Genomic DNA, 26,228 nt, shown 5'->3' with positions numbered 1-26,228 from the left:
TCAGTCACGGTGAAACAGGGGGTCCATCCTGCCCGGATCGGGTTGCCCCTGCTTGTCCAGCAGATCCCTGGCCAGCCAGCGGCGGGTATCGAGGCCAGGGGCCTGATCCGGCGCCCACTCCCCCGCGAGGCGGGCGAGCTGACCGAGGCCGAGACCAGACTCGAAACAGGAGGAGACGATCACCTTGAGCTTCAGTTCGCGAGCGCGGGCTACCAGGGCCTCGCTGTTGGCCAGGGCGCCGAGCAGGGTCGGCTTGAGCACCAGGGCGCGCAGTTGCGGGATGGGCTCCCAGGGCTTGCCCTGGGCCAGCAGTTCATCCAGCGCCACCGGCATGCCGGTGCGGCTGGCGACGAAGGCGATGTCCTCGAAGTCGGCGCACAGATCTTCGAGGTATTCGATGCGATTCGGATCCAGGTGGCCGCAGAAGGCCCAGGCCTCCTCGCGGGTCCAGCCCTGGTTGGCGTCCAGGACCAGTTTGAGGTTGGGGCGCCGATCGAGCAGCAGCCGGATCAGCGCCAGCTCGTCGCGCATGGGGTAGCGGGCTACCTTCAGCTTGGCCTTGAGGGGGGTCTCGTGCAGCCACTGCTTCCAGTTCTTGAGCAGCTCCTGGGGGGAGCCCTGGATCAGCGGATAGGGCTCGGGCAGGGGGGCACCCTGCTCGGGCCAGCTACGACGGGCGCAGTCGAGCCCGAACTGCACCGAGGGCAGCTGTGGTGTCGGGGTCTGTCCCCGCGCCAGCTGCGCCAGACAGTCGAGGGCCTCGGCCTGGGCGTCGGCCAGGGTCTCTTTGGAAAATCCTGGCAGGGGGGCTATCTCCCCCCAGCCATCATCGATGCGTACCAGCAGGCCCTCGCGCGCTACCTGCAACTGACCGTGAAAGGCCAGGGGCTGGGTAAAGGGCAGTTGGTAGTGGTAGAGGGCGAGTGTCATCAGGGATTCCGCTTGTATTTGGAGAAGTCGGGACGGCGTTTCTCGTTGAATGCGTTGCGCCCTTCCTGACCCTCTTCGGTCATGTAGAACAGCATGGTGGCATTGCCTGCCAGCTCCTGCAAACCGGCCTGGCCGTCGCAGTCGGCGTTGAGGGCCGCCTTCAGGCAGCGCAGGGCCATGGGGCTGTGTTGCAGCATCTCGCGGCACCAGCGCACGGTTTCACGCTCCAGCTCGGCCAGGGGCACGACGGTGTTGACCAGCCCCATGTCGAGGGCCTGTTTGGCGTCGTAGAGGCGGCAGAGGAACCAGATCTCCCGAGCCTTCTTCTGACCGACGATGCGGGCCATGTAGGAGGCGCCCCAGCCGCCGTCGAAGGAGCCCACCTTGGGGCCGGTCTGGCCGAACTGGGCGTTGTCGGCGGCGATGGTCAGGTCGCACATCATGTGCAGCACGTGGCCGCCACCGACGGCGTAGCCAGCCACCATGGCCACCACGGGTTTGGGGCAGGTACGGATGTCACGCTGGAAGTCGAGCACGTTGAGGTGATGGGTGCCTTCATCGTCCTTGTAGCCACCGTAGTCGCCGCGGATCTTCTGGTCGCCGCCGGCGCAGAAGGCCTTCTCGCCGAAGCCGGTGAGGATGATGGAGCCGACCTTGTCGTCGTAGCGGGCATCGGCCAGGGCTTGCAGCATCTCTTTCACGGTACGGGGGCGGAAGGCGTTGCGCACCTGGGGACGGTTGATGGTGATCTTGGCAATGCCCTCTGGGGACTTGTGATAGAGGATGTCCTCGTAACCGGCGGAGCAGTCGTGCCACTCGACAGGGGCATAGAGCTCGGCTTCCGTCATTGCTTCAATCATGGATCTTCTCTTCTGGTTGGTGAGCCCACTCCCGCAGGAGCCGGGCAAAGGTATCGGGCTGGCTTGTGTGCAGATTGTGTCCGCCATCCAGAGCCAAGTGTTTGATATTGCAGCCTTGCTTTACCAACTGGCAAGCGAGGGCATGGAATTTGTGATCCCGGTTGCCGGAGACCCACTGCACCGGCAGCCGGGTATCCCGAAGCCAGGGGGCGAGATCCGGCTGCCGCCCCAGGGACGTGGCCCTCAGCATGGCGGCCACGGCCTTGCCGTCGTTGCCAAGGCGGCGTGCGGCCTGGCGGATGCGGGCATCGTCGTCCAGGTCGGCGAAGACGCCCTGGCGGTACCAGTCGGCAAGCACCCGGGTCAGGGACTCGCACTCGAAACGCCGGGCCCAGGCTTCATCGTGAGCGATGCGGGCCGGACGCTCACCGGCAGGCAGCCCGGGGTGGCAGTTCTCCAACAGCAGGGCCTGCAACCCCGCCGGGGTGTGGCTGGCGTGATGAAGCGCGAGCCGCCCCCCCAGCGAATACCCCACCAGCCGGTAGTGGGCGATATCCCGTGCGGCCAGCTCGTCGCAGAGCCAGCGATGGGCCTCGTCAAAGCCGCTCACCCGCAGTGCCCGGTTGCGGCCGTGGCCCGGCAGATCCAGGGCATGGCACGGGATGCCGGGCAGGGCCTGGATGACAGGTCGCCAGTCGTCGGCGTCCCCCAGCAGGCCGTGCAGCAGCACCAGTGGTACGGCGGGATCAGAGACCACGGATAGCGGCTCCCAGTGCCTTGAGATCCTCGGCGACTTCACTGCTCGGTACCTTGATTTCAATCAGGGTTACCCCGTTTTTCAGGGCTGCGGCATAGTCCCGCTCAAATGCGTCGAGGGTGGTGGGGGCCCGGTAGTGCAGGCCGAACATGGCGGCGGCGTGCTCGAAGTGCAGGCCGTGGGGCAGGCAGTAGTAGGTCTCCAGCAGGGCGTCCTGGGTGGGTACAGGCAGCATGCGGAAGATGCTGCCGCCGTCGTTGTTGAGCAGGATCACCGCCAGGGGGCGGCTCCCCTTGCCGAGCAGCGCCAGGCTGTTGAGATCGTGCAGGGCGCTGAGATCCCCGAGCAGCAGGGTGGTGGGCTCGCGACTGTCAGGCGGGACCGACTGTGCGAAGCCGTATGCGGTGGCGATAAGGCCATCGATGCCGGAGGCGCCGCGGTTGGTCATCACCCGGCTGGGGCCCTTGCCCACCTCGCCCAGCATGTCCATCAGCCGGGCCGGCATGCTGTTGCCGACGAACAACTGACCCTGGATGAGCTGATTCAGGCGGTGGCACACCCCGAGCTCCGAGAAGCGATCACAGGCGGTGCGGATCTGCTGGCTGATGGCCTGCTGGCGCGCGGCCAACTGGTGCCAGGGCTGCTGCGAATGGGGGATTGGATGGGCGGCCGCAAAGGCGGCGGGATCGCACACCAGGCGACGGCGCAGCCGGTAGTCGGGGTCGAGGCGTGCCGGCTGCGGGTCCACCAGCCAGTAATCCTGCCAGGGGTGTTGTTTGATGAACTGGCTGAGGCGCTTGGAGATGAGGCGGGCGCCGAATTGCAGCAGTACCTCGGCGCGGGCCAGCTCGGCCACGAAGTCGCTGTGTTGCAGGGCGAGATCCGTGTGGACGAGGTTGCGATCATCGAAGCGGATCTGGCTTTGCAGATCTGCCAGCAGGGGCCAGCCGAGGCGGTCGGCCAGCTCGGCCACCGCCTTGCCTTGCCCCGGATCCTGGATGCGTCCGGCGACGATGACACCGCGCTTGCCCTTCAGCTCCTCCCAGTCCGGCTGGGCGGGGCAGCCTGGCTCGCCAGCCAGCCAGGGGCTCCAGGGCTTGGCCGAGTGCAGCCAGTCGCCGAGAGGCGCCAGGTAGTCGGCAAAGTCCAGGTAGGCATCGCCGGGATAGAGGGGCTCGGGGTACATGCAGTTGAAGTGCACCGGCCCCGGGGTGTGCGCCTGTCGGGCCAGGGCCTGATCCACCGAGCTCAGCACGAAGGCCGCCGGAATGGTGGGAGTGGGGCTCGGCAGATTTTGCTGATAGACGGGGTAGCGACCGAAGATCCCCGGCTGATCGATGGCCTGGTTGGCCCCGTTGTCGATGAGCTCGGGTGGCCTGTCGGCAGAGAGAATGATGAGCGGGACCCCGGTGAGCTGGGCTTCCGCCACCGCGGGCCAGAGGTTGGCCACCGCGGTGCCAGAGGTCATGATGACCGCCACTGGGCGGCCGCTCCCCTTGGCCAGCCCCAGCGCCATGAAGCCCAGACCCCGCTCGTCGAAGTGCAGGTGGCGGCGAAAGCCCGGGTGGGCGGCGGCGGCCATGGTGAGCGGCGCCGAGCGGGATCCGGAGGCCAGGGCGATGTCACGCACGCCGAGGCGAAAGAGCTCTTCCAGCAAGAGGGAGGACCAGACATGGTTGAAGGTGGCGTGATGGCTGGCAAAGGCGTGATGCGCGGACACGTGGCTGGCGGACATGAAGCTCTCGCAGTGAGGAGTCGGTAAGAAACGCTATCCCAGCAGGGAGAGCACGTTGGCGATCTTGTTGTCGAGTTCGGCCCACTCGGCGGCGGGCTCCGATCCCGCCACTATGCCGGCACCGGCGAACAGGCTGATGCGCGGGCCCCTGATCCGGGCGCTGCGAATGGCGACGGAGAACTCCGAGGTCTCCCGGCTCAGCATGCCACAGGCACCGGCATACCAGCCGCGATCATGGGGCTCGCATTCACGGATGAAGGCGAGCGCCGCCTCGCGGGGGGCGCCCCCCACGGCGGGGGTGGGGTGCAGGGCAGCCAGCAGTTGCCAGTCGCAGACGCCGGGTTTGAGCTCGGCCTCGATGTCGCACTTGAGGTGTTGCAGCAGCCGCAATTTCAGAATGCGCGGCTCGGTCAGGGTGGCATCGGTCGTGAGGGGTGCCAGGCGGCTGAGAATGTCGGCGTGAACCAGCCGGTTCTCCAGCCGGTTCTTGCTGTCGGCCAGCAGCTCGGCGGCCAGGGCCGCGTCGGTCGCCTCATCCCCGGAACGGCGAATGGTGCCTGCCAGCGCCTCGGTAAAGAGGTGGCCCTTCTCCCGGCGGTAGAGGCGCTCGGGGGAGCAGGAGATGAAGCTCTGCTCGGGGGAGAACTGGAAGCCGAAGTGGAAGCACTCCTGGGCGTGGCGGGCCCACTGTGTCAGCAGGGACCAGGGGCAGAGGGGCGCATCGTGCGCCTCGCTCTGGAGCAGGCTCTCCCGCGACAGCACCACCTTGGGGGTGCGGGCCTGGAAGTCGGGGGCCGTGACCTGCTCCACCAGGGTCTGCCACTGGGCAGGGCCCGGCAGGTCCTGGCGCTGCCATGGCCGCTTTTGCAGGGCGGGCAGAGGGGCCTCGGGTTGCAGGGCATCGAGCGCCGCCTCGGCGGCGCAGAGTTCGGCTTCGAATGCGTGACCCTCTTCCCGAGCGGGCAGCCAGAGATTGAGGCAGAGGCTGGTGCACTCCCCCCGGCGTACCAGTTCGATACGGGGCAGCACGAAGCGGCAGGGGCCAAAACCCTGCCAGCCGGGCAGATCCGGGTCGAACGCCAGGCCACCGTAGTAGCGAGGGCTGTCTTCACTGGCCGTGCCGGCAAGGTCGCAGACCCGCTGGATATCCTCCGGCCGCGTCAGCTCGTGGATGGCGCCAAGCGCCACGTACTCCGGGCTCTGTTGCCCTCTGGCGTGCCAATAGATGCGGGGGTAGAGCGTCTGGGCCGCCAACCAGCCGGGAAAGACGTCGACGTGAGCGGCCACGCGCAGTCGCACGAAACCGCTGACAGTGCTGTGACGCAGGGCGTCCAGTTGTTGCTTGAGGTGGGTCTGAGCCAACATGGATGTCTAGTCTGAGCCGGATAATCGCGATCGCTCCGGGGGAGGATGGCGCAGGTTGATGCCAAAGGGCGACGATTTCCTATATATTATCTGCCCATTCGTCCATGTAAATTGCCCGGGGGAGCCGACGCCCCCGCGCAGCCAAGTATACCTAAATCCGGTTCGATAACCCTTAACACGATCAATATCTGATTGTTTGGCCATCACAATATGACAAATACCTTCTCTGTTTGGTTGCTGGCGGCGCGTTTGCGAACACTGCCCCTGGCGTGCTCCTCCATCTTGCTGGGCTCGGGGCTGGCAGCCAGCCGGGGAGCGTTCGACGGCACCATCATGGGGCTCTCCCTGCTGACCGCCATCCTGCTGCAAATTCTCTCCAATCTGGCCAACGACTATGGCGATGCCGTCTCCGGTGCCGACAACGGGGAGCGGATCGGTCCCCAGCGCGCCGTGGTTTCCGGCCTCATCACCCGGCACCAGATGTGTGTGGCCATGGGGCTGACCGCCCTGGCGGCCGTGGTGAGCGGCCTCTCCCTGCTGATCTGCGCCTTCGGGGAGGCGTGGCAGCAGATCCTGACGTTCATCCTGCTGGGGGGAGCGGCCATCGTCGCGGCCATCACCTACACGGTGGGCAAGAGCCCCTACGGCTATCGCGGCTTCGGGGACATCTCGGTATTCCTGTTCTTCGGCCTGCTGGGGGTGCTCGGTTCCTACTACCTCTTCACCCATCGCCTGGAGTGGGACCTGTTGCTGCCTGCCACCGCCTGCGGCCTGCTGGCGACTGCCGTGCTCAACATCAACAACGTGCGGGACATCGAGACCGATGCCGCCAGCGGCAAGATCACCCTGGCGGTGCGCCTTGGCCGCAACCGGGCCATCGCCTATCACTGGGTCTTGCTGGGGGCTGCGCTGCTGGCGACCATCGCCTTCCTGCTGACCCAGCCTGCGAGCCTCTGGCCCTGGATCTTTCTGCCCGCCATGAAGCCCCTCACCGATGCCGCCCGTACCCTGCGAGAGAGTTTCGATGGCGAGGTGCTGACCGGCGCCCTCAAGAAGACCGCCATCAGCGCATTTCTGTTCAGCCTGCTGCTCTCCGCCGGGCTGGCGCTCACCTGAGGCCGACGCGTTTGGCAATGAAAAGGGCTCCCGAACGGGAGCCCTTTTTGTTGATGTGTCGACGCGTTGTTGTTTCATCAGACCGATGTGATGAGCGCCAGGGGAGGCGCATGCCGCCAGGCGAAGGATGATGACAGGTGATGCAGACGACGAGGGCCCCCGACAGGGTGCCCTCGTGTGCATGAGGCGGGCTTGCCCCTGACGGATCAGCTTGCCTGGGCCACGGCCGTGCGGCGAGAGAAGAAGAGACTGTCCAGCAGCCAGATGGCAACCATGGAGGCCCCCACCAGCGGGAAGCAGATCCCGAGCACGACCAGCACCGCGATGGCACCGCCCATGGGAGGCAACTTGGCGGGCAGGGGCGGGGCGGCGAGGCGACCACTGGGACGGCGGCTCCACCAGATCCAGAGCCCGCTCACCGAGCTTGCCAGAATCATCAGGCAGATGAGCAGCATGACGAGCTGATGCGGCCAGCCGTAGAGCTTGCCCATGTGCAGCATGACGCCGGTTTCCACCGTCTTGGCGACCGGGCCGTAATCCTGCCAGCGCACGTCGACCAGCACCTTGCCGCTGTATTGGTCGATGTGCAGGGTGGCGTCGTTGCGGGGATCATCGGCAAAGATGGCGATGGTATAGACGCCGGTTTCACCGACCGGGGGGGTGATGCTGTAACCCGGGCTGACCCCACGCTCGCTGGCGATGTCGACCACCTGTTGCAGCGGAATGCGATGGCTGGCCATGACCATGCCCTCGTGTCCGCCGCCATGGGTCATGGCGCTGTGATCATGGCTCTCTGCCGTGGGTTGGGAGCTCGGCATGGGCAGGGTCTCGGCCCCCCAGGAGACGGTCTGTTCGTGAGCCTGGTTGAGGCTGCGGGTGAGGGGGGCCGACTTGGGCACCTCGTTCCACATGGCCGCAGGGAAGCGGTTCCAGACATCGGCGAACTGGCCGCCCCAGAAACCGGTCCAGGTCATGCCCGTCAGCAGCAGCAGCAGCAGGAAACCCGCGCCCCAGAAGCCGACCACGGCGTGCAGATCACGCCACCAGAGACGGCCGCGCTGGTGCATTCTCGGCCAGAGGATGCCCCCCACACCCGGCCCCTTGCGGGGCCACCAGAGATAGAGTCCGCTGACGAGGAGCACGATTCCCCAGCCTGCGGCCAGCTCGATCAGGCGATCTCCCGTGGTGCCAAGCATCAGCTCCGCATGGAGAGCGCGCGCCACCGCCTGCAGGTTCCACTTGTTGTCCATGGTGCCGAGCAGGGCGCCGTTCGCGGGATCCATGAAGAGGGTCAGCTCCTGCCCTTCACGCATCACGACTATCTGGGCGCTCGCGTCCGCTGCCACCGGGGGCAGGTATTTGCGCAGGTTGGCGTCCGGCATGGCGATGGTTGCCTTGGCCAGCAGCTGGTCGGCACTCAGGGTCTGGGTGGCGGGCGTCACCTTCATCAGCTCGGGGTAGAGCAGGTTGTCCAGCTGCGGTTTGAACAGATAGACGATGCCGGTGAGGGAGAGCAGGATCAGGAAGGGGGCGACGAAGAGACCGGCATAGAAATGCCAGCGCCAGATCCGTTGGTAATAACTTGCGTCTTGTTGCTTCATCGTTGATCCCTGGGTGAACGCCAAAAGGTTTCAGTAGGTGGAATGTTTTGAGTGGCGCGGATGATAGCAGCAACGTTTTGTTAACTGCAACAGAACATGTCGAAGAAATGTACATTCCGCCACTGGGGTAAAAACGGGGGGTGAATGGCGCTTTCCGTTCACAATGCGGGGAGCTTCATGGACTTTTCGGGGATAAATTCTTACTTTGTGGCAACACAGGGCATATCAGCCGCAGCGAAGGACTCAAGGCAGGAGGCGAACGTGCAAGCACACGGCCATTTTGAGATGCAGCGACAAGGGCAACTGCTGATCTGTCGGCCGAGCGGCCCTTTCAACCTGGCAGGCGCCATGGCCTATGAGGGCAAGTTCAGCCAACAGATAAGCCGTTTGCAGGGAGCCCCCTGGGGCATCGTCGAGGTCGCGACCGAGTTCGAGGCCGCCGGCCCCGAGGTGCTGGCCCGTTTTCGTCGCCAGTTCAACTGGTGCGCCACCCATGGCTGCGCCTTTCTGGCGGTGGTCATGATCGGGGATTTCAAACGTTATCTGGCGGATCACGTCTTCAGCGAGCTTCCCTTTCAGGAGGTGCGCTATTTCGAGGAGGAAGCACAGGCCATCCACTGGCTGACACAGCGCCTCGAGGGGCTGCAAGGCAAGGAGATCCACGTCAGCACGGGTTGAACTTCCCGTTCATTCCAGCCTGATGAACCACTTGTCCCGCTCGTCGAGGCAGTCGGGCTCCCCCATCTCGAATTCACGGCAGATAAGCGGCCGCACCTCGTAGATGCGACACATCATGGTGTTGCGGTCGAGGGCGGCGCACCAGCCATCTTCCAGTCTGTGCATCACGGGCACTTCTCCTTCCCGCTCCTCGATATAGCGGTCCGGCACGCCGGTGTCGGTGAAGAGCATCACCTCGAGGCGGCAGCAGCAGGCTTCGCAGTTCTGGCAGCTCACATCGCTCTGGATTGCTTGGGTCATGTCACCTGTCTTGCCGCATGGCGGCGAATGATATGAAACAGGCGCCTGTCAGGCGCCTGTGGTCTGGCCGGGCGTGTGAAATATCTTAGCCCAGTTTGCGGGCACGGTAGCTGCGCCCCTTGATCTTGCCTTCCTGCAACCGCTTGAGGGCGGCGCTCGCCACCTGGCGCTTCACCGCCACGTAGGAGTACTGCTCGGAAATCTGGATCTTGCCTACATCGGCCCCGGCAATGCCGCCTTCGCCGGTCAGGGCGCCGAGGATGTCACCGGCACGCACCTTGCTCTTGCGGCCTGCATCGATGGAGAGGGTCACCATCTGCGGCGCGATCGGCTTGATGTCGCGGCCGATCTCGGCCAGGTCGCCCTGGGGAATGGGGGCCTGCTGGTACTCCTCGATGAAGTTGACGCGCTGGGCCTCGTTCGGCTGGTAGAGGCTCAGGGCCAGGCCCTGCTGGCCGGCGCGGCCGGTACGGCCGATGCGGTGCACGTGCACCTCGGGGTCGTAGGTGAGCTCGTAGTTGATGACGGCCCCCAGCTCCTTGATGTCGAGGCCGCGGGCCGCCACGTCGGTGGCGACCAGTATGGTGGCGCTGCCGTTGGCGAAGCGCACCAGCACCTGATCCCGCTCACGCTGCTCCAGATCGCCGTTCAGCGCCAGCGCCGAGAAGCCCTTGGCGGCCAGGTGATCGGCCACGTCGTTGCAGGCGCGCTTGGTGTTGCAGAACACCACGCAGGAGCTCGGCTGGTAGTGGCTGAGCAGCCAGGTGAGGGCATCGAGGCGCTGGCCGGCCGGCACTTCATACAGCTTCTGTTCGATGGCGCTCTCTTCATGCAGGGACTCCACGCTCACCTCCACCGGATTGCGCTGCACGCCGCGGCTCATCTGGGCGATCCCTTCCGGATAGGTGGCGGAGAACAGCAGGGTCTGGCGATCCCGCGGTGCGTGGCTGATGACGCGGTTGATGTCTTCACCAAAGCCCATATCCAGCATGCGATCCGCTTCGTCCAGCACCAGCGTCTTGAGGTCGTCGAGCGCAAGGGTGCCCTGCTCCAGGTGCTTGAGGATCCGGCCCGGGGTGCCGACGGCGATGTGGGCGCCAAAGCCCAGGGTGGCGGATTGCGGTGCGGTCGGGGTGCCGCCGCACAGGGTCACCAGCTTGACGTTGGGCAGGGTACGGGCAAGACGGCGGATCTCGGTGGCCACCTGATCCGCCAGCTCGCGGGTCGGACAGAGCACCAGCGCCTGCACGGCCAGCCGGTTGACGTCCAGCTTGGCCAGCAGACCCAGGCCGAAGGCCGCGGTCTTGCCGCTGCCGGTTTTCGCCTTGGCGATCAAATCTTTGCCGTCGAGCACCAGGGGCAGGCTCTGGGCCTGGATCGGGGTCATCTGCAGATAGCCCAGGCTGGCGAGGTTGTCCTGCAGGGCGGAGGAGAGGTTCAGGCTGCTAAATTCGCTGTTGTTCACAAAAGGACTCTATGTCGGAAAACCAGAAATGGGGGGGCGCGGTGCGCAAGGGGGCGCATCATACCAGAATGTGCCGCCGGATGCGGTGAATATTTGAACGGTTGGCGTCATGGGTTGCCGATGGAGGCTTCTGTCTGCGTTGGCGGGCTTGCGGTAGGTAAAAAGAGCACAATGGAACAGGGTGGTCATGGCCAGATCATGATGAATGGCGAGAAAACGTTTTTAATTAAACATGTCCTGGTGATGATGAGTCATCGGAGGATGCCATATGGGATATAGCCGTGATGAAATATATATACGAATGAGGAATAAAATTAATGAGAGAGCATAACTTATTGTTTTTGATTTATTTTTAAGCTTTTTCAATGACGATTAATAATCATGTATCTTGGCAATTAATTTAAAAACGTTTGTATTATTCCGCATGCATATTTTTACCGCGGATTGTGATGATTCTCTGATTTTTAAATATGCAGTTCTTTATGATGGCGCCGGTCAAAAATAACAATTCAATGGGTGCTACTGGTATGGAATACGTTCATTTCGTGCTCGGACTCGTGATGGTCCTGGCATTGGCGTTGCTGGCAAACCGCCGCAACTGGAAACAGATCAAGCTGCGTTACATCGGCCAGCTGCTGGTGGTCGAGCTGGCGCTCGCCTGGTTCATGCTCAACTCCGAAGTGGGTCTGGCGGTGGTGGGTGGCTTTGCCGCCGGCTTCACCAAGCTGATGGAGTTTGCCAAGCAGGGGACCGACTTCGTGTTCGGCGGTCTGGTCAACGAAGGGGCCTTCTCCTTCTTCCTGATGGTGCTGATGCCCATCGTCTTCATCTCCGTGTTGATCGGCATTTTGCAGTACATCCGTCTGCTGCCCATCGTCATTCGTGGCATCGGCACCGTGCTGGCCAAGATCAACGGCATGGGCAAGCTGGAGTCCTTCAACGCCATCAGCTCCATGATCGTCGGTCAGTCCGAGAACTTCATCGCCCTCAAGAACATACTGCCGCACCTGAACGAGAAGCAGATGTACACCCTGGCGGCGACGGCCATGTCCACCGTCTCCATGTCCATCGTCGGTGCCTATATGCAGCTGATCGAGCCGCGCTACGTGGTGGCCGCGCTGGTGCTCAACATGTTCAGCACCTTCGTGGTGCTCTCCCTCATCAACCCCTACGAGCCCGACAATACCGTGACCGATGCCAAGGCGCTGGCCGAGGGTGACGAGCACCACACGCCGAAGAAGGAGAACTTCTTCGAGATGCTGGGGGAATACATCATGGCCGGTTTCACCGTGGCGGTGATCGTCGGTGCCATGCTGGTGGGCTTCATCGCCCTGATCGCCCTCATCAACTACCTGTTCGAGGCGGCGTTCGGCGTCAACTTCCAGCACGTCATGGGCTACATCTTCTATCCCGTTGCCTGGATCCTGGGCATCCCGGGCAGTGAAGCGCTGCAGGCCGGCTCCATCATGGCGACCAAGCTGGTGACCAACGAGTTCGTGGCCATGATGGATCTGGGCAAGATTGCCGCCGAGCTCTCCCCGCGCACCGTCGGCATCCTCTCCATCTTCATGGTGTCGTTCGCCAACTTCAGCTCCATCGGCATCATTGCCGGTGCGGTGAAGGCGCTGAACGAAGAGAAGGGCAACATGGTTTCCCGCTTCGGCCTGAAGCTGGTCTATGGCTCCACCCTGGTGAGCCTGCTCTCCGCCGTTATCGCCGGTGTGATGATCTAGGTCCTCCCCCCGCGCTGCTCATGACGACCCCCTGCCTTGGCAGGGGGTCTTTTTTTGGGCAGATGAGCGGGTGAACAGAGGAGGGGACTGGTCGGCAGCCCGGCCATCAAGCGCGGGGGTCTTCCACCTTGATGTTGGCGGGGACCCGCTTTTTGCCCAGCACCATGGCGCGGACCAAATCGCTGCGGGTGAGGCGATCGGTCAGGAGTACCACGGCCGCATGGATGCCAACGGCGGCCATCAGGGTGTTGGCGATGATGCCGTGCAGCTCCTCCAGCCACTCCTCGCCCCAGAAGGCATCCCAGGTGGTGAGCCAGCCGGTGACGACGGTCCCGACCAGGGACAGCAGCAGCAACCAGATCATCAGGGAACCGACCGGATTGTGGCCGAGGTAGTAGGGGTGGCGCCCCTGGGCGAGCTGGCGCAGGTAGTAGCGGACCCGGGCAGGGGTTGGCCACCACTGGCCGAAGCGGGCGTAATAGGGGCCGACCAGCCCCCACAGCAGGCGGATGATGAGCAGGAGGCCCACCGCGTAGCCAGCATATCTGTGGGGGTTGCTGCCCTCTTCCAGCACGAAGAAGTTGAGCAGGCAGAGGGTGACGGTCGCCCAGTGAAACACCCGGATGAGGGGATCCCAGACTTTCACTTCAGAGGCAGGTGTCATGGCAAGGCTCCATGGTGGGGGCCGGGGGAAGACCGGCCCGGGGCGGCGTTACTCGTCGATCTCTTCTTTCACCTTTTTCAGGTCAGTCGGGTCGAAGTAGATCTCAACCTTGCGCTTCTCCTTATCCCAGCCGTAGATCTCGTAGCAGCCGGTCTTGGTGGCCTTGAACTTCTTGATGTCGTAGCCCATCGCCTTGATCTGCTGCTGGGCGTCGGCTTCGCTCATCCACTTGCTCTTGTCGGCCTGGGTGCATTGGGGGTCGGCCAGGGCTGCGCCGCTCAACAGGGGGATCAGTAACAACAGGGGGGTCAGTTTCATTGCTTGCTCCTTGCGGGTGGTTGGGTCAACAGTCGCAAGGCTAATCAAGGAGCATTAAGGAAGAATTAAGGGAAAAGGGAAATGAATGGCTCTCCCCGGCAGGGGGCCGGGGAGAGGGTGATCAGCTCAGCTTGCCCCTGACCAGCCACTTGTCCAGCGCATTGGCGAAGCGCTGCTTGTCGGCGGCGTTGAAGGGCGCAGGGCCACCGGTCTGGACGCCGGCAGAGCGCAGCTCCTCCATGAAGTTGCGCATCCCGAGCCGTGCCTGGATGGTCTCCCGGGTGTAGATCTCGCCCCGGGGATTGAGCGCCTCGCCCCCGGCGTCGATGACCCAGGAGGCGAGGGGAATGTCGCCGGTGATCACCAGGTCGCCTGGCTTGACCTGCTGGGCGATGACATGATCTGCCACATCGAAGCCCTTCTCCACCTGCTGGGTCTTGATGAAGGGGGGAAGGGGGGACTCTGAGCCCCTGGTTGGCCACTAGCGTGGTCACCACCTGGGCGCGGTGGGCGGCGCGGTAGAGGATCTCCTTGACCGGGATGGGGCAGGCATCGGCATCAACCCAGATGGGCATGGCATGGCTTCCTGTGTCTGGAACGGGTGGCGCATCTTAGCATGGCTGGTGCGGGGCGGCTGCCCCGGGGCTGAGTCGTCCCCGCCTTTGGTGTAAGCTGGGGCCTGCACATGAAACGAGAAGGAGACGAGATGGATCGGGTGCCCGGTGACGTGATTTATGGCCTGACCCTGGACGGCAAGGGGGGCATGACCCCGCTGGCCGAAGGTAGCGAGATCCCCTGTGCCCAGCCCGGCTGGCTGCATCTGGACTACGGCAACCCGGAGTCGGCGCGCTGGCTGCTGCAGACGCCGCTGCTGGGGGAGGCGGCCCGGGAGGCCCTGCTCGGCCAGAGCAATCGTCCCAAGCTGGTGCGGATGGGGGAGACGGTGCTGCTGATCCTGCGCGGCATCAACCACAACAAGGATCACAGGCCTGAAGAGATGGTGGCCCTGCGGATCTTCATCACGCCGGATCTCATCATCAGCAGCCGACGTCGTCCGCTGCTCTCCGAGAAAGATGTGTTCGAGCAGCTGTCGCTGGGGGGCGGTGCCGACACTCCCGCCGACTGGCTGGTGGAGATCTGCGACGCCCTGACCGACCGGGCCGGGGAGTTCGTCGAGGAGCTGCACGACCAGATCCTGGATCTGGAGGAGATGGTGCTGATGCGCGACCTGCCCGCCAACGGTCGGCTTGCGCGCATCCGCAAGCAGCTCATCATGATCCGTCGCTACCTCTCCCCCCAGCGGGATCTGGTGGCGCGCCTGGCCAACGAGAAGATCAGCTGGCTGGACGAAGATGACAGGCGACGCCTGCTCGACATCGCCGACCGCTTGCGGCGCTGGCTCGACGATCTGGATGCCGGGGTGGCGCGTACCGCCGTGCTGGCGGACGAGATCAACAACCTGATGGCGGAGGCGACCAATCGCCGCGCCTACCAGATGTCGGTGATGGCGCTGCTGTTCCTGCCCGCCAGCTTCCTGACCGGCCTGTTCGGCATCAACCTGGGGGGGATCCCCGGGGCCGAGAGTCCGACCGCCTTCTGGGTGTTCTGTGGCTTCCTGCTGGTGCTGGCGACCGGACTGGCGGTCTGGCTCAAGCACAGGCGCTGGTGGTAAGGAGTGAACATGACGACATGGGAATCTTTTGGCGTGACCCTGCTGCTGTTGCTGGGGCACACCCTGGTGCGCGGCCTCATTCACAAGAGCCTGATGGCCCTTGGCCAGAGCCGGCAGGTGAGCGAGAACCGGGTACTCTACGTGGAGCACGTATTCCACTTCCTGCTGGGCTGCGCCACCTTGCTGATCCTGGCCGGGGTCTGGGGGCTCGACTTCTCCCGGCTGGTGGTGCTCGCCTCCTCCTTCTTCGCGGTGCTGGGGGTCGCCATGGTGGCCCAGTGGTCGATCCTCTCCAACATCACCGCCAGCATTACCATCTTCTTCGCCTTCCCCTACAAGATTGGCGATCGCATCCGCATCCTCGACAAGGATGACTCCGTCACCGGCATCATCACCGAGATCGGCCTCTTCTACGTGCGGGTGCGGGATGACAACGGCGATCTGGTCACCTATCCGGCGAACCTTATTCTGCAAAAGCCGGTGAGGCGGCTGGAGGGAAAGGAGGCTGAGTCCACGCAGCCGGAATGAGAAAAGGCTCCCTCGGGAGCCTTTTTCGATGGGTGCTCAGCGTTCGAAGAAGCGGTAGAGGTGCTCGACCTGGACGGGGCAGTCGGCCACCAGGTGGATGTGGTCCCGTGCCTCCTCGGTGGACGAGAAACTCATGGGGCACCCCAGGGTGTCCGTCATCACGTAGAGGTGGCCGTCTTGCCCCCTGAACTCCACGATCCAGCCGGGGGAGACGATGTCGTGCATGATCTCCGCCTCCTTGAACCTGTGCTGCTGGTGAAGCGCGCGCAATTCACTGACTGTCATGACATCCTCCTATGACTCATGGCGCCACCCTCAAGTCTAGTTCTCCTTCCCGGTGGCGCCGTCATCGGATCAGGGCGCCGTCGCCCCCTCACGGGGCGGTTGCAGGGCGATCAGCAGCTCCCCGGGCAGCGGCGTGACAGGGCCGGTGACCACCCTGGGTCTGGCCTTGGCATCCAGCACGAACAGCGGAATGGCGCCGGGATTGGCCTCCTGATACTGGTCCCAGTCGAAGGTGTCGCTCAGGCGGGTCGCCTTGATCTGCCCGCCCCGGCTCAGCAGGCCGCTCAACCTGGCGAAGTTGATGTCGGCGCCGAACAGGTTCTGGCGGGCACGGAAGGTGGCGCTCTCCCGGTTGGCCTTGCCGTGCTGTTCGCTGGAACGCAGGGAGTGGACCTTCTCCTCCCCGTAGAGGTGGGCGAAGTGCAGTACCCCGAGGGCGTTGTTGTGGCGGCTGGGAGAGAGCGCCAGCACGGTGCTGATGCTGGTGAGGGGCAGGTGCCGCTCGGCGTGCTCCGACTGGGGATTGCCGAAGTAGCAGGGCAGGCCGCTCATGCGGGCCAGCTTGCAGTGCTCCCAGGCAGGATCGGAGAGCTGCACCGGGATCCCCTGATCCGCCAGCGCCTTGCCGATGGCCCGGGCCACCGAGTTGGCGCCGATGAGCAGCCAGACATTGGGGGCGCTCTGGCGCATGTCGAGCAATCTGGCCAATGGCGTGGCCGTCAGGCTCTGCAGCACCACGGTGAAGATGATGACCGCAAACACCAGGGGCACCAGCTTGTCGGCATCCTCTATGCCGGCCTCGTGCATGCTGATGGCGAAGGAGGCGCTGACCGCCGCCGCCACTATGCCCCGGGGGGCTATCCAGGCGAGCAGGGCGCGGGCGCGCCAGGGCAGGTCCGACCCCCGGGTCGAGACCAGGATGCAGAGCGGGCGGGCCACGAACTGCACCACGCACAGCAGGGCCAGCACCATGGGGCCGAGCTGCCAGAGCTGGGCCAGATCGAGGCGGGCCGCCAGCAGGATGAAGAGGGAGGAGATGAGAATGACGGCGAGATCCTCCTTGAAGGCCAGCACCTCCTCCAGATCCAGCCCCTCCTGGTTGGCGAGCCAGATGCCGAACACGGTCACCGCCAGCAGGCCGGATTCGTGACTGAGCCAGTCAGACAGGGTGAAGGTCACCAGCACCAGCGCCAGTACCCCGAACTTGTGCAGGCTGACCGGCAGCCAGTCCTTGCGGATGAGCAGGGTGGTGAGCCAGCCGGCACCGACCCCGATGAGCGACCCCACTCCCACCGTCTTGGCCAGGGCCAGCAGGGTATGACCGACCAGATCCCCCTGGCTGCCGAGGCGCACCGCCTCGAACACCAGTACCGCGAACAGGGCGCCGATGGGGTCGATGACGATCCCCTCCCAGCGCAGGATCTTGTCCACCTCCCGGACCGGGCGGATCACGTTGAGCATGGGGGCGATCACCGTGGGGCCGGTCACCACCAGCACGGCGCCGAGCACCATGGCGACCCGCCAGTCCAGCCCAAGCAGGAAGTAGCTGGCGGCGCCGATGACGGCAAAGCTGGTCACCATGCCGGTGGAGCAGAGGTTGCGTACCACCTTGCCGATCCCCTTGAGTTCGGTCAGGTGCAGGGTCAGCGCCCCTTCAAACAGGATGATGGCGACCGAGAGGGAAACCAGGGGAAACAGCAGATCCCCCAGCAACTGATCGGGATCGAGCAGACCGGTCACCGGGCCGAGCAAGAGGCCGCTCAGCAGCAGGAACAGAATGGCGGGAACGCGCACGGACCAGGCAAGCCATTGGGCGAGCAGGGAGATGAGGGCTATTCCGGCGAGGGAGAGAGCAATCATGCCAACCTCGTACAGGTGATGGGGTTGGACCTAGTGTAGCGGGGAAGGGGGGCAAGATGACACCCGCCAGGCGTGCAGGGGAGAGCCGCTCAGATCAGATGGGGCTCTCTTTGTGGAGTTCGGTGACGCAATCGGTCACCGCCAGCACCAGGGCGGAGCGCACCATCTGATCGAGCCGGTTGAGCTGCATCTGGTAGAGGGGCCAGTCCTCCTCGTTGGCCGGGGGATCCTGCGGCATCATGCTGCCCTGCTGGATGGCATTCAGGCGCACGAGCAGATCGCGGACCGGCTTGTCGCTGAAGCGGTAATCCTTGGGGTCGCGTACCAGAAAGTCGCGGATCTTCAGGTATGCCTCGAGATCCTGATAGCGCTCGAGGGAGATGAGGCCGAGGGCGAAGATGAGCTTGAGGCGCACCTCCAGCTGGCCGAGGGGTCCGCTCTGGTTGAGCAGGGGTTCGATGGCGTATTTGACGGCATACTCCTCCTGACGAAAGGCTCGCCGCATCAGGGAGTCGACCGCCTCTTCCAGGATGGTCACGACCTCGAGAAAGAAGCCGCGGGGGCCATCCTGCTCGTTCAGTCGCTCCAGTACTTCATCTTCCTGGTGTGTGGTCATAAGTGCTTCGGGTCCGGCTGACAGGGGGAGAGCAGGCCTCCCCCGGTTTGTATCGTATGGGGTCCGTCACGGGCGGTGTGACGCCACCCCATCAGGTCACTTCAAGTTGTTGTAACGGGCGACGATGGTGCGTACCACATCGCTGTGCTCATCCAGGCCGGTGACGCGGGCCAGGGTCCGTGCCGGACCAAGTTCCGCCAGCATGGCCTGCAGCTCCACCGCCTGGGGATCGTCCTCATTGCGGTAATGCAGTGCGGCGGCGATGCCCTCCTGCAGGTGATCGCTCGGCAGGCCGTACTCCAGGGTGCCGAGCAGCGGCTTCACCAGCCTGTCCCCCGCCGCCAGCTTGCGCAGCGGCTGGCGACCGACCCGGTCAATCTCGTCCACCAGATAGGGGTTGGCGAAGCGGGAGAGGATCTTCTCGATGTAGGCGGCGTGCAGGCGCGGGTCGAAGCCGTAACGTTTCACCAGCACGGCCCCGCTCTCCTCCATGGCGCGGCGTACCTTGCTGCGGATCAGCGGATCCTCGATCGCCTCGCGCACGGTGCGATAGCCCCTGAGCTTGCCGAGGTAGGCGGTGACGATGTGGCCGGTGTTGAGGGTGAACAGCTTGCGCTCGACGAAGGCCATCAGGTTGTCGGTGGGCTCCATGCCCGCCACCTGGGGCAGCTCCCCCTTGAACTGGGTCCGATCGACGATCCACTCGCTGAAGCTCTCCACCGTCACCTCCAGGGGATCGTCGTTCGCCGCGGCGGGCGGAACGATGCGATCCACCGCCGAGTCGACGAAGCCGACGCACTGCTCGAGGGTGGCATGATACGCGACCGGCAGGTACTTGAGTACCTCCTCCTTGAGGTGGCTGGTGCCGCGCACCATGTTCTCGCAGGCGATGACGTTGAGGGGAGTCAGGTTGCCGGCATCGAAGCGGGCCTGCAGCCCCTTGGCCAGGGTGCTGGCAATCTTGTCCAGGATGTTGGGGCCGACCGCCGTGGTGACCAGATCGGCGGTGATGATACGGGCGATCACCTCGTGTCCGGCCGAGCTGACGGCGGCAACGTTGCGCACCACGTCCAGCTTCTGATCCGTGCCCACCACGTGCACCTTGTACTCCTGGCGGTGGTTGAGCTGGTCGATCAGGGTCTCGTTGACGTCGGCGAAGGTGACCTGATGGCTGGCGTCAGCCAGCAGTTTGCCGATGAAGCCCCGACCGATGTTGCCGGCACCAAAATGCAATGTTTTCATGATATTAACCTCTACAACCAAAGACGATGACGGATGATTACGCGGCCTGCTCGGCCCCCAGCAGATCCAGGAACTCCTGGGGATCCTGGGTGCTGGCCAGACGGTCGACGAGACCGGGCTCATCCAGTGCATTGGTCAGGCGGGTTATGACCTGTATGTGTTCATCGTTGCGGGCGGCAATGCCGATGACCAGGCGCGCCACTTCATCGGCGCCCTCGCCGAAGGCGACTCCGGCCGGGTACTGGCAGATGACGATGCCGGTACGCTTCACGTGCTCCTTGGCGGCGATGGTGCCGTGGGGCACGGCGATGGATTCGCCGAGGTAGGTGGAGACCAGCTGTTCGCGCTCCAGCATGGCGTCGACGTAGTCCGGTGCCACATAGCCTCGCTCGGCCAGCAGCTTGCCGGCGGTCACGATGGCGGCTTCCTTGCTATCGGCCTTGAGGCCCAGGTGCACGTCCTGCAGGCTAAGGGTGAAGACTTCCGGCTCCTGGGGCTCGTAGCTGTCGTCGTTGGCCGCCACCAGCAGTTGCGGGTTGGCGACGTCATCGTTGGCCGCGTTGGCCAGGCTGAGGTTCTGCACCAGCTCCTGATAGAGGGCGTTGTCGAGGAAGTTGGTCAGCGAAATGTGCTGTGCATGCGGCGCATGGCGACGGGCACGGTCGGTGAGATCCTTGTGGGTGATGACCAGATCCACCTGATCGTCCAGGTTGTTGATGGCACGGTTGGTGACGCTGATGTCGAGACCGGCGGCCTGCACCCGCTTGCGCAGCATGCCGGCGCCCATGGCGCTGGAGCCCATGCCCGCATCGCAGGCGACGACGATGTTGCGCACTGCGGTCAGCTCGGTTTCCGGCTTCTTGGCGGCGGTGGTCTCCGGCTTGGTACCCTTCATGGCCTTCATCTTGCGGGTGGCTTCACCCAGGGCATCGGCCTCGTCGGCTTCCGGCTGCTGGGCACGGACGAATACGGCGGCGACCAGGAAGGAGACGGTGGCAGAGGCGACGATGGAGAGCAGCACCCCGATGAGGGAGGCTTTCGGCGTCATCAGCAGCACGGCGAAGATGGAGCCCGGGGAGGCGGGGGAGACGAGACCTGCGTTGAACAGGGTCAGGGTGAAGACCCCGGTCATGCCGCCTGCGATCACCGCCAGGATGAGGCGCGGGTTCATCAGCACGTACGGGAAGTAGATTTCGTGGATGCCGCCGAAGAAGTGGATGATGGACGCACCGGCTGCGGACTGCTTGGCGGCGCCACGGCCGAACACCATGTAGGCCAGCAGCACGCCCATGCCCGGACCCGGGTTCGCTTCGATCAGGAAGAAGATGGAGCGGCCCTGCTCGGTAGCTTGCTGGATCCCGAGCGGCGAGAAGATGCCGTGGTTGATGGCGTTGTTCAGGAACAGGATCTTGGCCGGCTCGACGAAGATGGAGGTGAGGGGCAGCATGTGGTTGTCCACCAGGAAGCCGACACCGCTCGCCAGCACGCCGGAGAGCACCTTGACGAAGGGACCGATGACGAAGAAGGCAAGAATGGCGAGCAACATGCCGATGATGCCGGCGGAGAAGTTGTTCACCAGCATCTCGAAGCCGCTCTTGACGCGACCTTCCATCGCCTTGTCGAAGCGCTTGATGGCCCAGCCACCCAGCGGGCCGACCATCATGGCGCCCATGAACATGGGGATGTCGGTCCCCACGATGACGCCCATGGTGGTGATGGCACCGACCACGGCACCCCGGTCACTCCCGATCAGCTTGCCGCCGGTATAGCCGATGAGCAGCGGCAGCAGGTAGGTGATCATGGGACCGACCAGCTTGGCCAAGGTTTCATTGGGCAGCCAGCCAGTGGGGATGAAGAGGGCGGTGATGAAGCCCCAGGCGATGAAGGCGCCTATGTTGGGCATGACCATATTGGACAGGAAGCGTCCAAAATTCTGTATCTTGACTTTGGTATCCGGTGATAACATGTCGGGACCCCGTTTTAAGCCTGTGTGATTAAAAGTGGTAGTCGGGATGACGAGTTTTGCCGAACTCCCATCCCAGTCGTCTAAGCAACTTCAATCTACCAGCTTGTGATCAAATTAGGCTGAAAACGGGGTGTCTTGTGACCTGGATCTCAAATACCCCGACCTCCCCCCTCCCGGCATAGTGATGAAGATCACAGTCAGTCGCTGTATTTCGGCTACATTTCGATCTTCTCGCTTCTGGGTGTCAATTTTTTGTGATTGATGTCTCGTTTTGTGGTTTGCGCAAATACGGTGTCAATGTGACTGTCGTCACAAAACCAAATTTTGCACTCAAATGAGTCATGGTTTGTCGCCTCGTATTCGCAAGTAATGACGATGGATATGCCGCAGTTCATCGTTAATCATCAATGAATCATTTATTTTGTAACCCACTTTCAGTTTTTCCCCCGAGAGGATCGGTTCCGACAAGGCCTCTTGTGACGCCCGGGGGGTGGATCCTGATCCGTTCCCGTCTCGCTCCTCCCTGCCGGTAGCGACGCAGGCAGGGGCCTGCGAGCGGGTCTCCCATCCCGTCTGCCCGCGCAGCGCAGCCATAAAAAAAAGCCCGCGGGATGCGGGCTTTTGCAGAGCAGACAAGCAGGGGGATCACTGCGCCTTGGGGGCCTCGTCGGCGGGCGCGGCATCGGCCTCGCTGGCAGGGGCCACCGGCGCCGGACCCGGCACCAGATCCACCGCCGGCTTGGCGATGAGGGAGCGGGTCTCTTCCACCGCCTCGGTCAGCTTCACCTCGATGATCTGGCCGAGCTCGTAGACCACCTCGGTCTTGTCCAGATAGACGCGGCCGTTGTCCCAGTTGCACTCCAGCCGATCCTTGTTGTCCAGGATATGGCGGGCGGGCATGAACACCACGGCGCCGTTCTCCTGCAGACGCAGCTTGAGGCCGGCGCGCATCACGTCGATGATCTCGGCGTTGAACACCTTGTCGGTGCCCGCATCGGCCTTGAGGTAGCGCACATAGAGCCAGTCGCCGATGTCGCGCTCCACCATGCGGTGCAGGCGGCGGCAGGCGGTCAGGTGCTCGGTCAGCTCCAGGCTGGGGCGTTCACCCGGGGTCTTGCCGGCGATGACCGCCTTGAGCAGGCGATGGTTGACCATGTCGCCGTATTTGCGGATGGGGGAGGTCCAGGTGGCGTAGGCATCCAGACCCAGGCCGTAGTGGGCACCCGGTTCGGCGGACATCAGGGCATAGCTCTGGAAGCGGCGGATCTTGCCGTCCAGCCAGCGGGTGTCCAGGTTGTCTATCCAGCGGCGCAGGGCGCAGAAGCCGGAGAGACTCGCGATCTCTTCCTTCTCGAACGGGGCCTCGGCGGTCTTGAGCAGCTCGATGGCGCCGTCCAGGGACTCCTCGTCAAAGCCGGTGTGGACGTTGAAGATGCCGTAGCCGACCTCTTTGCCCAGCACGCGGCCGGCGCAGATGTTGGCGGCGATCATCGACTCTTCCACCATGCGGTTGGCGATGCGGCGCGGCTCCACGTGGATAGCCAGCACTTCGCCGTCTTCACCCAGCTCGAAGTCGTAGTCGGGTCTGTCCGGGAACACCAGGGCGTGCTCGGTGCGCCACTTGATGCGGGCCTCCGTCATCGCCTTCATCAGGGGCAGCTGGGCCAGGACGCCGGCGTCGATATCCAGCGCTTTGCCGTGCTCGGCCCAGTCGGAGACGTCGTCATAGCTGAGACGGGCATGGGAATTGATGCGGGCGGCGAAGAACTCGGTCTCCTCCAGCAGCAGGCCGTCCTCGGCGATGAGCAGACGGGCGCACAGGGTGTTGCGCTCCTCGCCCTCTTTCAGGGAGCAGAGCTCGTCGGAGAGGGTGCGCGGGATCATGGGTACGTTGCGCCCCGGCATGTAGACGGTGAAGGCGCGCTGGGCGGCCTCCTTGTCCAGCTCGCTCCCCTCGGCCACATAGGCGGTCGGGTCGGCGATGGCCACCAGCAGCTCCCAGCCGTTCTCCAGCTTGGTGATGGCCAGGGCATCGTCCATGTCCTTGGTCTTGGCACCGTCGATGGTGAAGAAGGGAACCTGGGTCAGATCCCGGCGGGGCAGCTCTTCCTCTTCGATCACCTTCCACTCCGGCAGGTCCGCCGGTTCAATCTGGGCCAGGTTGTGGCGCGCCAGCACCACCCACCAGGGCACGTTGTGATCTTCCTGGGTGGCGATGAGCTGGGTGATCTCGGCGGAGAAGTTGCCGTCTACCAGGGCATGGCGCTTGAGGGTGGCGACCACCCAGTCCCCTTCCTTGAAGGATTTCTCGTCCAGACCCTTCTTGGCGCGGGCCTTGATGGCGTCCTTGATGAGGGGGTGGTCGGGCACCACGTTGAGGCGGTCGCGGAACATCTTGACGCGGCCGACGAAGCGGGTGACGGCCTGCTCCAGCAGGGCATCCGGCTCGGCCACCTCTTTCTCTTTTTCAGTGCGGATCAGGGCGCTCACCCGGTCACCGTGCATCACCTTCTTCATGTAGGGAGGCGGCACGAAATAGCTGGTCTTCTCATCGACCTCCAGGAAGCCGAAGCCCCGATCGGAGGCGCGGATCACACCCTCTTTCTTGGGGATGTTTTCGCGGATTTGTTGCTTGAGCTGGGCCAGCAGCGGATTGTCTTGGAACATAAATGGGGAACCTGAGTGGAGACCTGATGGTTAATCGCCCAGCACTATACGTTTTTACCCCCCCAAAGCCAAGGTGAATGGCCCCCTCAACGGGGTTGCAGTGCCCGTCGCCCCTGCTGGATAAGGCGCTGGGATATCTGCTTGTGCAGCCCCCGCTCCAGCACCCAGCGGTGCCAGTAGAGCTGCTCGACCAGGTGGTGATCCGGGTTGAGATCGAGCAGGCGCCCCTCTTCCAGTTGCTGGCGGATCTGCAATTCCGGGATGAGGCAGCAGGCCAGCCCCTGCTCCGCCATGGCGACGAAGGCCTCGGAGGATCGCACCGTGTGGCAGGGGTAGCCACCGGGGGGGAGGGCGAAATGACGGGCCATGTAGCTGATGTGCATGTCGTCGCGCTGATCGAAGGCCACCGCCGGCGCCTTGGCCAGGGCTGCCGCCGTGAGGCCGTTCGGGAAGTGGCGGGCGACGAAGGCGGGGCTGGCGGTGAGCAGATAGCGCATCTCGCCGAGTTCGTCGACGCAGCAGCCCGCCAGCGGTTGGGGTTGCAGGCTGACGGCGCCGAACGCCTGCCCCTCGCGCACCCGGTCCAGGGTGCGGCTCTCGTCATCCACCAGCAGGTTCAGCTCGATGGGGTATTGCTCCAGCAGCGGCGCCAGGGCGGGCAGGAACCAGGTAGCCAGGCTGTCGGCATTGACGGCGATACTGACCCGGATGGGGGCCCTGGGCTCGTCGGGGGAGAGCTCGCCGGCCAGCTCCAGCTCCAGCTGGCGCACCTGGCGATAGTGGGCCAGCAGCTTCTGGCCGAGCCCCGTGGCCTGCAGCGGCTGGCTGCGGATGATGAGCGGCTCCGCAAACTGCTGCTCCAGCTGCTTGATGCGTTGGGAGATGGCGGACTGGGTGATGTGCAGGCGCTGGGCGGCACGCTCGAAGTTTTGCTCCCGGATCACCGCGTCCAGGGCCAGCAGCAGCTTGTAGTCCAGCGTTTTCATCAGCATTCCTTATGAAAAAAGGGAGTTCAGCAAGAATGCTACTCAAGGGAGCGCCAGAGGACAACCCGACCGCCCCCATGGAGGGGGCCCGTGCCCGGGGCCGCCCCTGTGAGATGTGACAGTAGTCCTGGCATGAGATTCATAAGATACTCGCCCGGTCCGTTTTTGCATGGGGTGGAAACGGATCATAGCGAGCGTCTTGAATCCCGGGCCGGTCCCGGGACTTTTTTTGCTCAGATGACGGCGAGCAGAGCATCCCCCGCCGGCCGGTAATGGCCCTGCAGGGGGCGATGGACGGCGCGGTCGAAACGCTCGTCCAGGTGGAAGCGGATGCCGACTCCGCGCACGGCCCCCAGATCCACCGCCTGGCGATGGCCGAGGCGCTCGATGGGCAGGCCGAGGCGGCGGAAGATGCGCTCCACCGGCAGGCTGACCACGGCCACCAGCTCGCGGATCCCCTGCTCCCTGGCGAAGGCCAGCACCTCGCGGAAGATGACGCAGGTGAGTTCGCTGATGCCGTTCTCCAGGCGAGGGGCCCGGTCGGTGTCGATGGCGAGGCGGGTCAGCTCCCACACGTCGTTGCCGCGCGGCGGGGCTTCGCCAGCGAGGGCGGTGGGGAAGATGCTGGGCAGCATGTAATCCTGGGCGCAGCTGAGCAGGCGGATGCAGCCGCACAGCCCCTGTTTGTCTTCAATCAGCACCCAGTGGGTGTCGGGCTTGTCGAAGTTGTCCCGCTCCAGGCCACGGCGGGATTCCACGTCCCAACCGAGTCGATCGGAGAAGACGCGGTTGCGAAATCGGTAGAGCTCGTTTTCGACCTCCCATCTGGGGTGTTCTTTCAATTTTCCTTTGAAAACAAGCATTCATGTCTCTCCATTTCATGG

The 26,228-nt window shown here is 64.1% G+C and carries 23 protein-coding genes and 1 pseudogene; 5 read left to right on the top strand and 19 right to left on the bottom strand.

Annotated features, from left to right (window positions below; genetic code table 11):
* The 5 genes from menC to PG883_RS08605 are packed head-to-tail and all read right to left on the bottom strand — an operon-like array spanning nt 1 to nt 5,647.
* The gene (gene menC / locus PG883_RS08625; protein ID WP_270807071.1) at nt 1-930 is read right to left on the bottom strand and encodes an o-succinylbenzoate synthase; all 930 of its coding nucleotides are present in this window, start codon (nt 928-930) and stop codon (nt 1-3) included.
* A complete protein-coding gene (menB, locus tag PG883_RS08620) occupies nt 930-1,790 on the bottom strand; it encodes a 1,4-dihydroxy-2-naphthoyl-CoA synthase (RefSeq protein WP_039039779.1) in 861 nt (286 codons plus the stop codon). The genes menC and menB overlap by 1 nt, the downstream gene beginning before the upstream one ends.
* The gene (gene menH / locus PG883_RS08615) at nt 1,783-2,547 is read right to left on the bottom strand and encodes a 2-succinyl-6-hydroxy-2,4-cyclohexadiene-1-carboxylate synthase (protein WP_270807070.1); all 765 of its coding nucleotides are present in this window, start codon (nt 2,545-2,547) and stop codon (nt 1,783-1,785) included. Before menH ends, menB begins: the two co-directional genes overlap by 8 nt.
* Complete coding sequence (gene menD, locus PG883_RS08610; protein WP_270807069.1) at nt 2,537-4,282, bottom strand: 2-succinyl-5-enolpyruvyl-6-hydroxy-3-cyclohexene-1-carboxylic-acid synthase; 1,746 nt, start codon at nt 4,280-4,282, stop codon at nt 2,537-2,539. Before menD ends, menH begins: the two co-directional genes overlap by 11 nt.
* Nucleotides 4,283-4,315: 33 nt before the next feature.
* Nucleotides 4,316-5,647, bottom strand: a complete 1,332-nt coding sequence (locus PG883_RS08605) for an isochorismate synthase (RefSeq protein WP_043154006.1) — start codon at nt 5,645-5,647, stop codon at nt 4,316-4,318.
* A gap of 210 nt (nt 5,648-5,857) precedes the next feature.
* Here PG883_RS08605 and PG883_RS08600 point away from each other — a divergent pair, with 210 nt between their 5' ends.
* Nucleotides 5,858-6,763: a 1,4-dihydroxy-2-naphthoate polyprenyltransferase gene (locus tag PG883_RS08600; RefSeq protein WP_199770511.1), complete on the top strand. Its 906-nt coding sequence runs from the start codon at nt 5,858-5,860 to the stop codon at nt 6,761-6,763.
* 206 nt (nt 6,764-6,969) lie between these two features.
* On the opposite strand, the gene PG883_RS08595 is transcribed toward PG883_RS08600, so the two are convergent.
* Nucleotides 6,970-8,364 (bottom strand): PepSY-associated TM helix domain-containing protein, encoded by a 1,395-nt coding sequence (locus tag PG883_RS08595; RefSeq protein ID WP_270807068.1) that lies wholly within the window; start codon nt 8,362-8,364, stop codon nt 6,970-6,972.
* A gap of 285 nt (nt 8,365-8,649) precedes the next feature.
* On the opposite strand from PG883_RS08595, the gene PG883_RS08590 reads away from it, so the two are divergent.
* Nucleotides 8,650-9,042: a hypothetical protein gene (locus tag PG883_RS08590; protein WP_200164893.1), complete on the top strand. Its 393-nt coding sequence runs from the start codon at nt 8,650-8,652 to the stop codon at nt 9,040-9,042.
* A gap of 9 nt (nt 9,043-9,051) precedes the next feature.
* Here PG883_RS08590 and PG883_RS08585 read toward each other — a convergent pair whose 3' ends face one another.
* Together PG883_RS08585 and dbpA are read right to left on the bottom strand one after the other, a co-directional pair.
* On the bottom strand, nt 9,052-9,342 hold the full coding sequence (locus PG883_RS08585) for a YkgJ family cysteine cluster protein (protein WP_039039772.1): 291 nt from the start codon (nt 9,340-9,342) through the stop codon (nt 9,052-9,054).
* Nucleotides 9,343-9,427: 85 nt separating this feature from the next.
* Complete coding sequence (gene dbpA / locus PG883_RS08580; RefSeq protein ID WP_270807067.1) at nt 9,428-10,807, bottom strand: ATP-dependent RNA helicase DbpA; 1,380 nt, start codon at nt 10,805-10,807, stop codon at nt 9,428-9,430.
* A 527-nt stretch (nt 10,808-11,334) separates the two neighbouring features.
* Here dbpA and PG883_RS08575 point away from each other — a divergent pair.
* On the top strand, nt 11,335-12,540 hold the full coding sequence (locus tag PG883_RS08575) for a NupC/NupG family nucleoside CNT transporter (RefSeq protein ID WP_010672751.1): 1,206 nt from the start codon (nt 11,335-11,337) through the stop codon (nt 12,538-12,540).
* Nucleotides 12,541-12,646: 106 nt separating this feature from the next.
* On the opposite strand, the gene PG883_RS08570 is transcribed toward PG883_RS08575, so the two are convergent.
* From PG883_RS08570 to PG883_RS08560, 3 genes and pseudogenes are all read right to left on the bottom strand, one after another.
* Nucleotides 12,647-13,204, bottom strand: coding sequence for a cytochrome b/b6 domain-containing protein (locus tag PG883_RS08570; RefSeq protein ID WP_201890472.1), 558 nt, complete (start codon nt 13,202-13,204; stop codon nt 12,647-12,649).
* A gap of 48 nt (nt 13,205-13,252) precedes the next feature.
* Nucleotides 13,253-13,522, bottom strand: coding sequence for a PepSY domain-containing protein (locus PG883_RS08565; RefSeq protein ID WP_010672753.1), 270 nt, complete (start codon nt 13,520-13,522; stop codon nt 13,253-13,255).
* Nucleotides 13,523-13,643: 121 nt separating this feature from the next.
* A pseudogene (locus PG883_RS08560) lies at nt 13,644-14,097 on the bottom strand (YaiI/YqxD family protein).
* 131 nt (nt 14,098-14,228) lie between these two features.
* On the opposite strand from PG883_RS08560, the gene zntB reads away from it, so the two are divergent.
* Entirely contained in the window at nt 14,229-15,194 is a 966-nt protein-coding gene (gene zntB, locus PG883_RS08555) for a zinc transporter ZntB (RefSeq protein WP_174213885.1), read from the top strand.
* Between the two features lie 9 nt (nt 15,195-15,203).
* Nucleotides 15,204-15,722: a mechanosensitive ion channel domain-containing protein gene (locus PG883_RS08550; RefSeq protein ID WP_039039767.1), complete on the top strand. Its 519-nt coding sequence runs from the start codon at nt 15,204-15,206 to the stop codon at nt 15,720-15,722.
* Between the two features lie 36 nt (nt 15,723-15,758).
* Here PG883_RS08550 and PG883_RS08545 read toward each other — a convergent pair whose 3' ends face one another.
* From PG883_RS08545 to PG883_RS08510, 8 genes are all read right to left on the bottom strand, one after another.
* Nucleotides 15,759-16,007, bottom strand: a complete 249-nt coding sequence (locus PG883_RS08545; RefSeq protein WP_010672757.1) for a hypothetical protein — start codon at nt 16,005-16,007, stop codon at nt 15,759-15,761.
* A 69-nt stretch (nt 16,008-16,076) separates the two neighbouring features.
* Nucleotides 16,077-17,867: a cation:proton antiporter gene (locus tag PG883_RS08540; protein WP_042015426.1), complete on the bottom strand. Its 1,791-nt coding sequence runs from the start codon at nt 17,865-17,867 to the stop codon at nt 16,077-16,079.
* Nucleotides 17,868-17,961: 94 nt separating this feature from the next.
* Entirely contained in the window at nt 17,962-18,483 is a 522-nt protein-coding gene (locus PG883_RS08535) for an MltR family transcriptional regulator (protein WP_270807066.1), read from the bottom strand.
* A 96-nt stretch (nt 18,484-18,579) separates the two neighbouring features.
* Nucleotides 18,580-19,725, bottom strand: a complete 1,146-nt coding sequence (locus PG883_RS08530) for a mannitol-1-phosphate 5-dehydrogenase (protein ID WP_052815685.1) — start codon at nt 19,723-19,725, stop codon at nt 18,580-18,582.
* A gap of 37 nt (nt 19,726-19,762) precedes the next feature.
* Nucleotides 19,763-21,691 carry a PTS mannitol transporter subunit IICBA gene (locus PG883_RS08525; protein ID WP_200164316.1) on the bottom strand — a complete coding sequence of 643 codons (1,929 nt, stop codon included), beginning with the start codon at nt 21,689-21,691 and terminating at the stop codon, nt 19,763-19,765.
* A gap of 645 nt (nt 21,692-22,336) precedes the next feature.
* Nucleotides 22,337-24,358 carry an exoribonuclease II gene (locus PG883_RS08520; RefSeq protein ID WP_010672763.1) on the bottom strand — a complete coding sequence of 674 codons (2,022 nt, stop codon included), beginning with the start codon at nt 24,356-24,358 and terminating at the stop codon, nt 22,337-22,339.
* 86 nt (nt 24,359-24,444) lie between these two features.
* Nucleotides 24,445-25,344 carry a LysR family transcriptional regulator ArgP gene (locus PG883_RS08515; RefSeq protein ID WP_010672764.1) on the bottom strand — a complete coding sequence of 300 codons (900 nt, stop codon included), beginning with the start codon at nt 25,342-25,344 and terminating at the stop codon, nt 24,445-24,447.
* A gap of 233 nt (nt 25,345-25,577) precedes the next feature.
* Complete coding sequence (locus PG883_RS08510) at nt 25,578-26,207, bottom strand: acyl-homoserine-lactone synthase (RefSeq protein ID WP_223924933.1); 630 nt, start codon at nt 26,205-26,207, stop codon at nt 25,578-25,580.
* Nucleotides 26,208-26,228: the final 21 nt, after the last annotated feature.

The organism is Aeromonas sp. QDB25 (genome assembly GCF_027707725.1).
GTDB classification, from domain to species: domain Bacteria; phylum Pseudomonadota; class Gammaproteobacteria; order Enterobacterales; family Aeromonadaceae; genus Aeromonas; species Aeromonas caviae.
Note: the sequence above shows the minus strand (reverse complement) of the source record. Positions and strands in the feature narration are given on the sequence as shown.

Excerpts from the sequence above, each read along its gene's own strand:
- PG883_RS08550 (WP_039039767.1), top strand. The coding sequence starts at position 15,204 with ATGACGACATGGGAATCTTTTGGCGTGACCCTGCTGCTGTTGCTGGGG.
- PG883_RS08525 (WP_200164316.1), bottom strand. The coding sequence starts at position 21,691 with ATGTTATCACCGGATACCAAAGTCAAGATACAGAATTTTGGACGCTTC.
- PG883_RS08595 (WP_270807068.1), bottom strand. The coding sequence starts at position 8,364 with ATGAAGCAACAAGACGCAAGTTATTACCAACGGATCTGGCGCTGGCAT.
- PG883_RS08600 (WP_199770511.1), top strand. The coding sequence starts at position 5,858 with ATGACAAATACCTTCTCTGTTTGGTTGCTGGCGGCGCGTTTGCGAACA.
- PG883_RS08515 (WP_010672764.1), bottom strand. The coding sequence starts at position 25,344 with ATGAAAACGCTGGACTACAAGCTGCTGCTGGCCCTGGACGCGGTGATC.
- PG883_RS08605 (WP_043154006.1), bottom strand. The coding sequence starts at position 5,647 with ATGTTGGCTCAGACCCACCTCAAGCAACAACTGGACGCCCTGCGTCAC.
- menB (WP_039039779.1), bottom strand. The coding sequence starts at position 1,790 with ATGATTGAAGCAATGACGGAAGCCGAGCTCTATGCCCCTGTCGAGTGG.
- zntB (WP_174213885.1), top strand. The coding sequence starts at position 14,229 with ATGGATCGGGTGCCCGGTGACGTGATTTATGGCCTGACCCTGGACGGC.
- PG883_RS08510 (WP_223924933.1), bottom strand. The coding sequence starts at position 26,207 with ATGCTTGTTTTCAAAGGAAAATTGAAAGAACACCCCAGATGGGAGGTC.
- PG883_RS08520 (WP_010672763.1), bottom strand. The coding sequence starts at position 24,358 with ATGTTCCAAGACAATCCGCTGCTGGCCCAGCTCAAGCAACAAATCCGC.
- PG883_RS08565 (WP_010672753.1), bottom strand. The coding sequence starts at position 13,522 with ATGAAACTGACCCCCCTGTTGTTACTGATCCCCCTGTTGAGCGGCGCA.
- PG883_RS08540 (WP_042015426.1), bottom strand. The coding sequence starts at position 17,867 with ATGATTGCTCTCTCCCTCGCCGGAATAGCCCTCATCTCCCTGCTCGCC.
- PG883_RS08570 (WP_201890472.1), bottom strand. The coding sequence starts at position 13,204 with ATGACACCTGCCTCTGAAGTGAAAGTCTGGGATCCCCTCATCCGGGTG.
- PG883_RS08535 (WP_270807066.1), bottom strand. The coding sequence starts at position 18,483 with ATGACCACACACCAGGAAGATGAAGTACTGGAGCGACTGAACGAGCAG.
- menC (WP_270807071.1), bottom strand. The coding sequence starts at position 930 with ATGACACTCGCCCTCTACCACTACCAACTGCCCTTTACCCAGCCCCTG.
- PG883_RS08530 (WP_052815685.1), bottom strand. The coding sequence starts at position 19,725 with ATGAAAACATTGCATTTTGGTGCCGGCAACATCGGTCGGGGCTTCATC.
- PG883_RS08590 (WP_200164893.1), top strand. The coding sequence starts at position 8,650 with ATGCAGCGACAAGGGCAACTGCTGATCTGTCGGCCGAGCGGCCCTTTC.
- PG883_RS08545 (WP_010672757.1), bottom strand. The coding sequence starts at position 16,007 with ATGACAGTCAGTGAATTGCGCGCGCTTCACCAGCAGCACAGGTTCAAG.
- menD (WP_270807069.1), bottom strand. The coding sequence starts at position 4,282 with ATGTCCGCCAGCCACGTGTCCGCGCATCACGCCTTTGCCAGCCATCAC.
- PG883_RS08575 (WP_010672751.1), top strand. The coding sequence starts at position 11,335 with ATGGAATACGTTCATTTCGTGCTCGGACTCGTGATGGTCCTGGCATTG.
- PG883_RS08585 (WP_039039772.1), bottom strand. The coding sequence starts at position 9,342 with ATGACCCAAGCAATCCAGAGCGATGTGAGCTGCCAGAACTGCGAAGCC.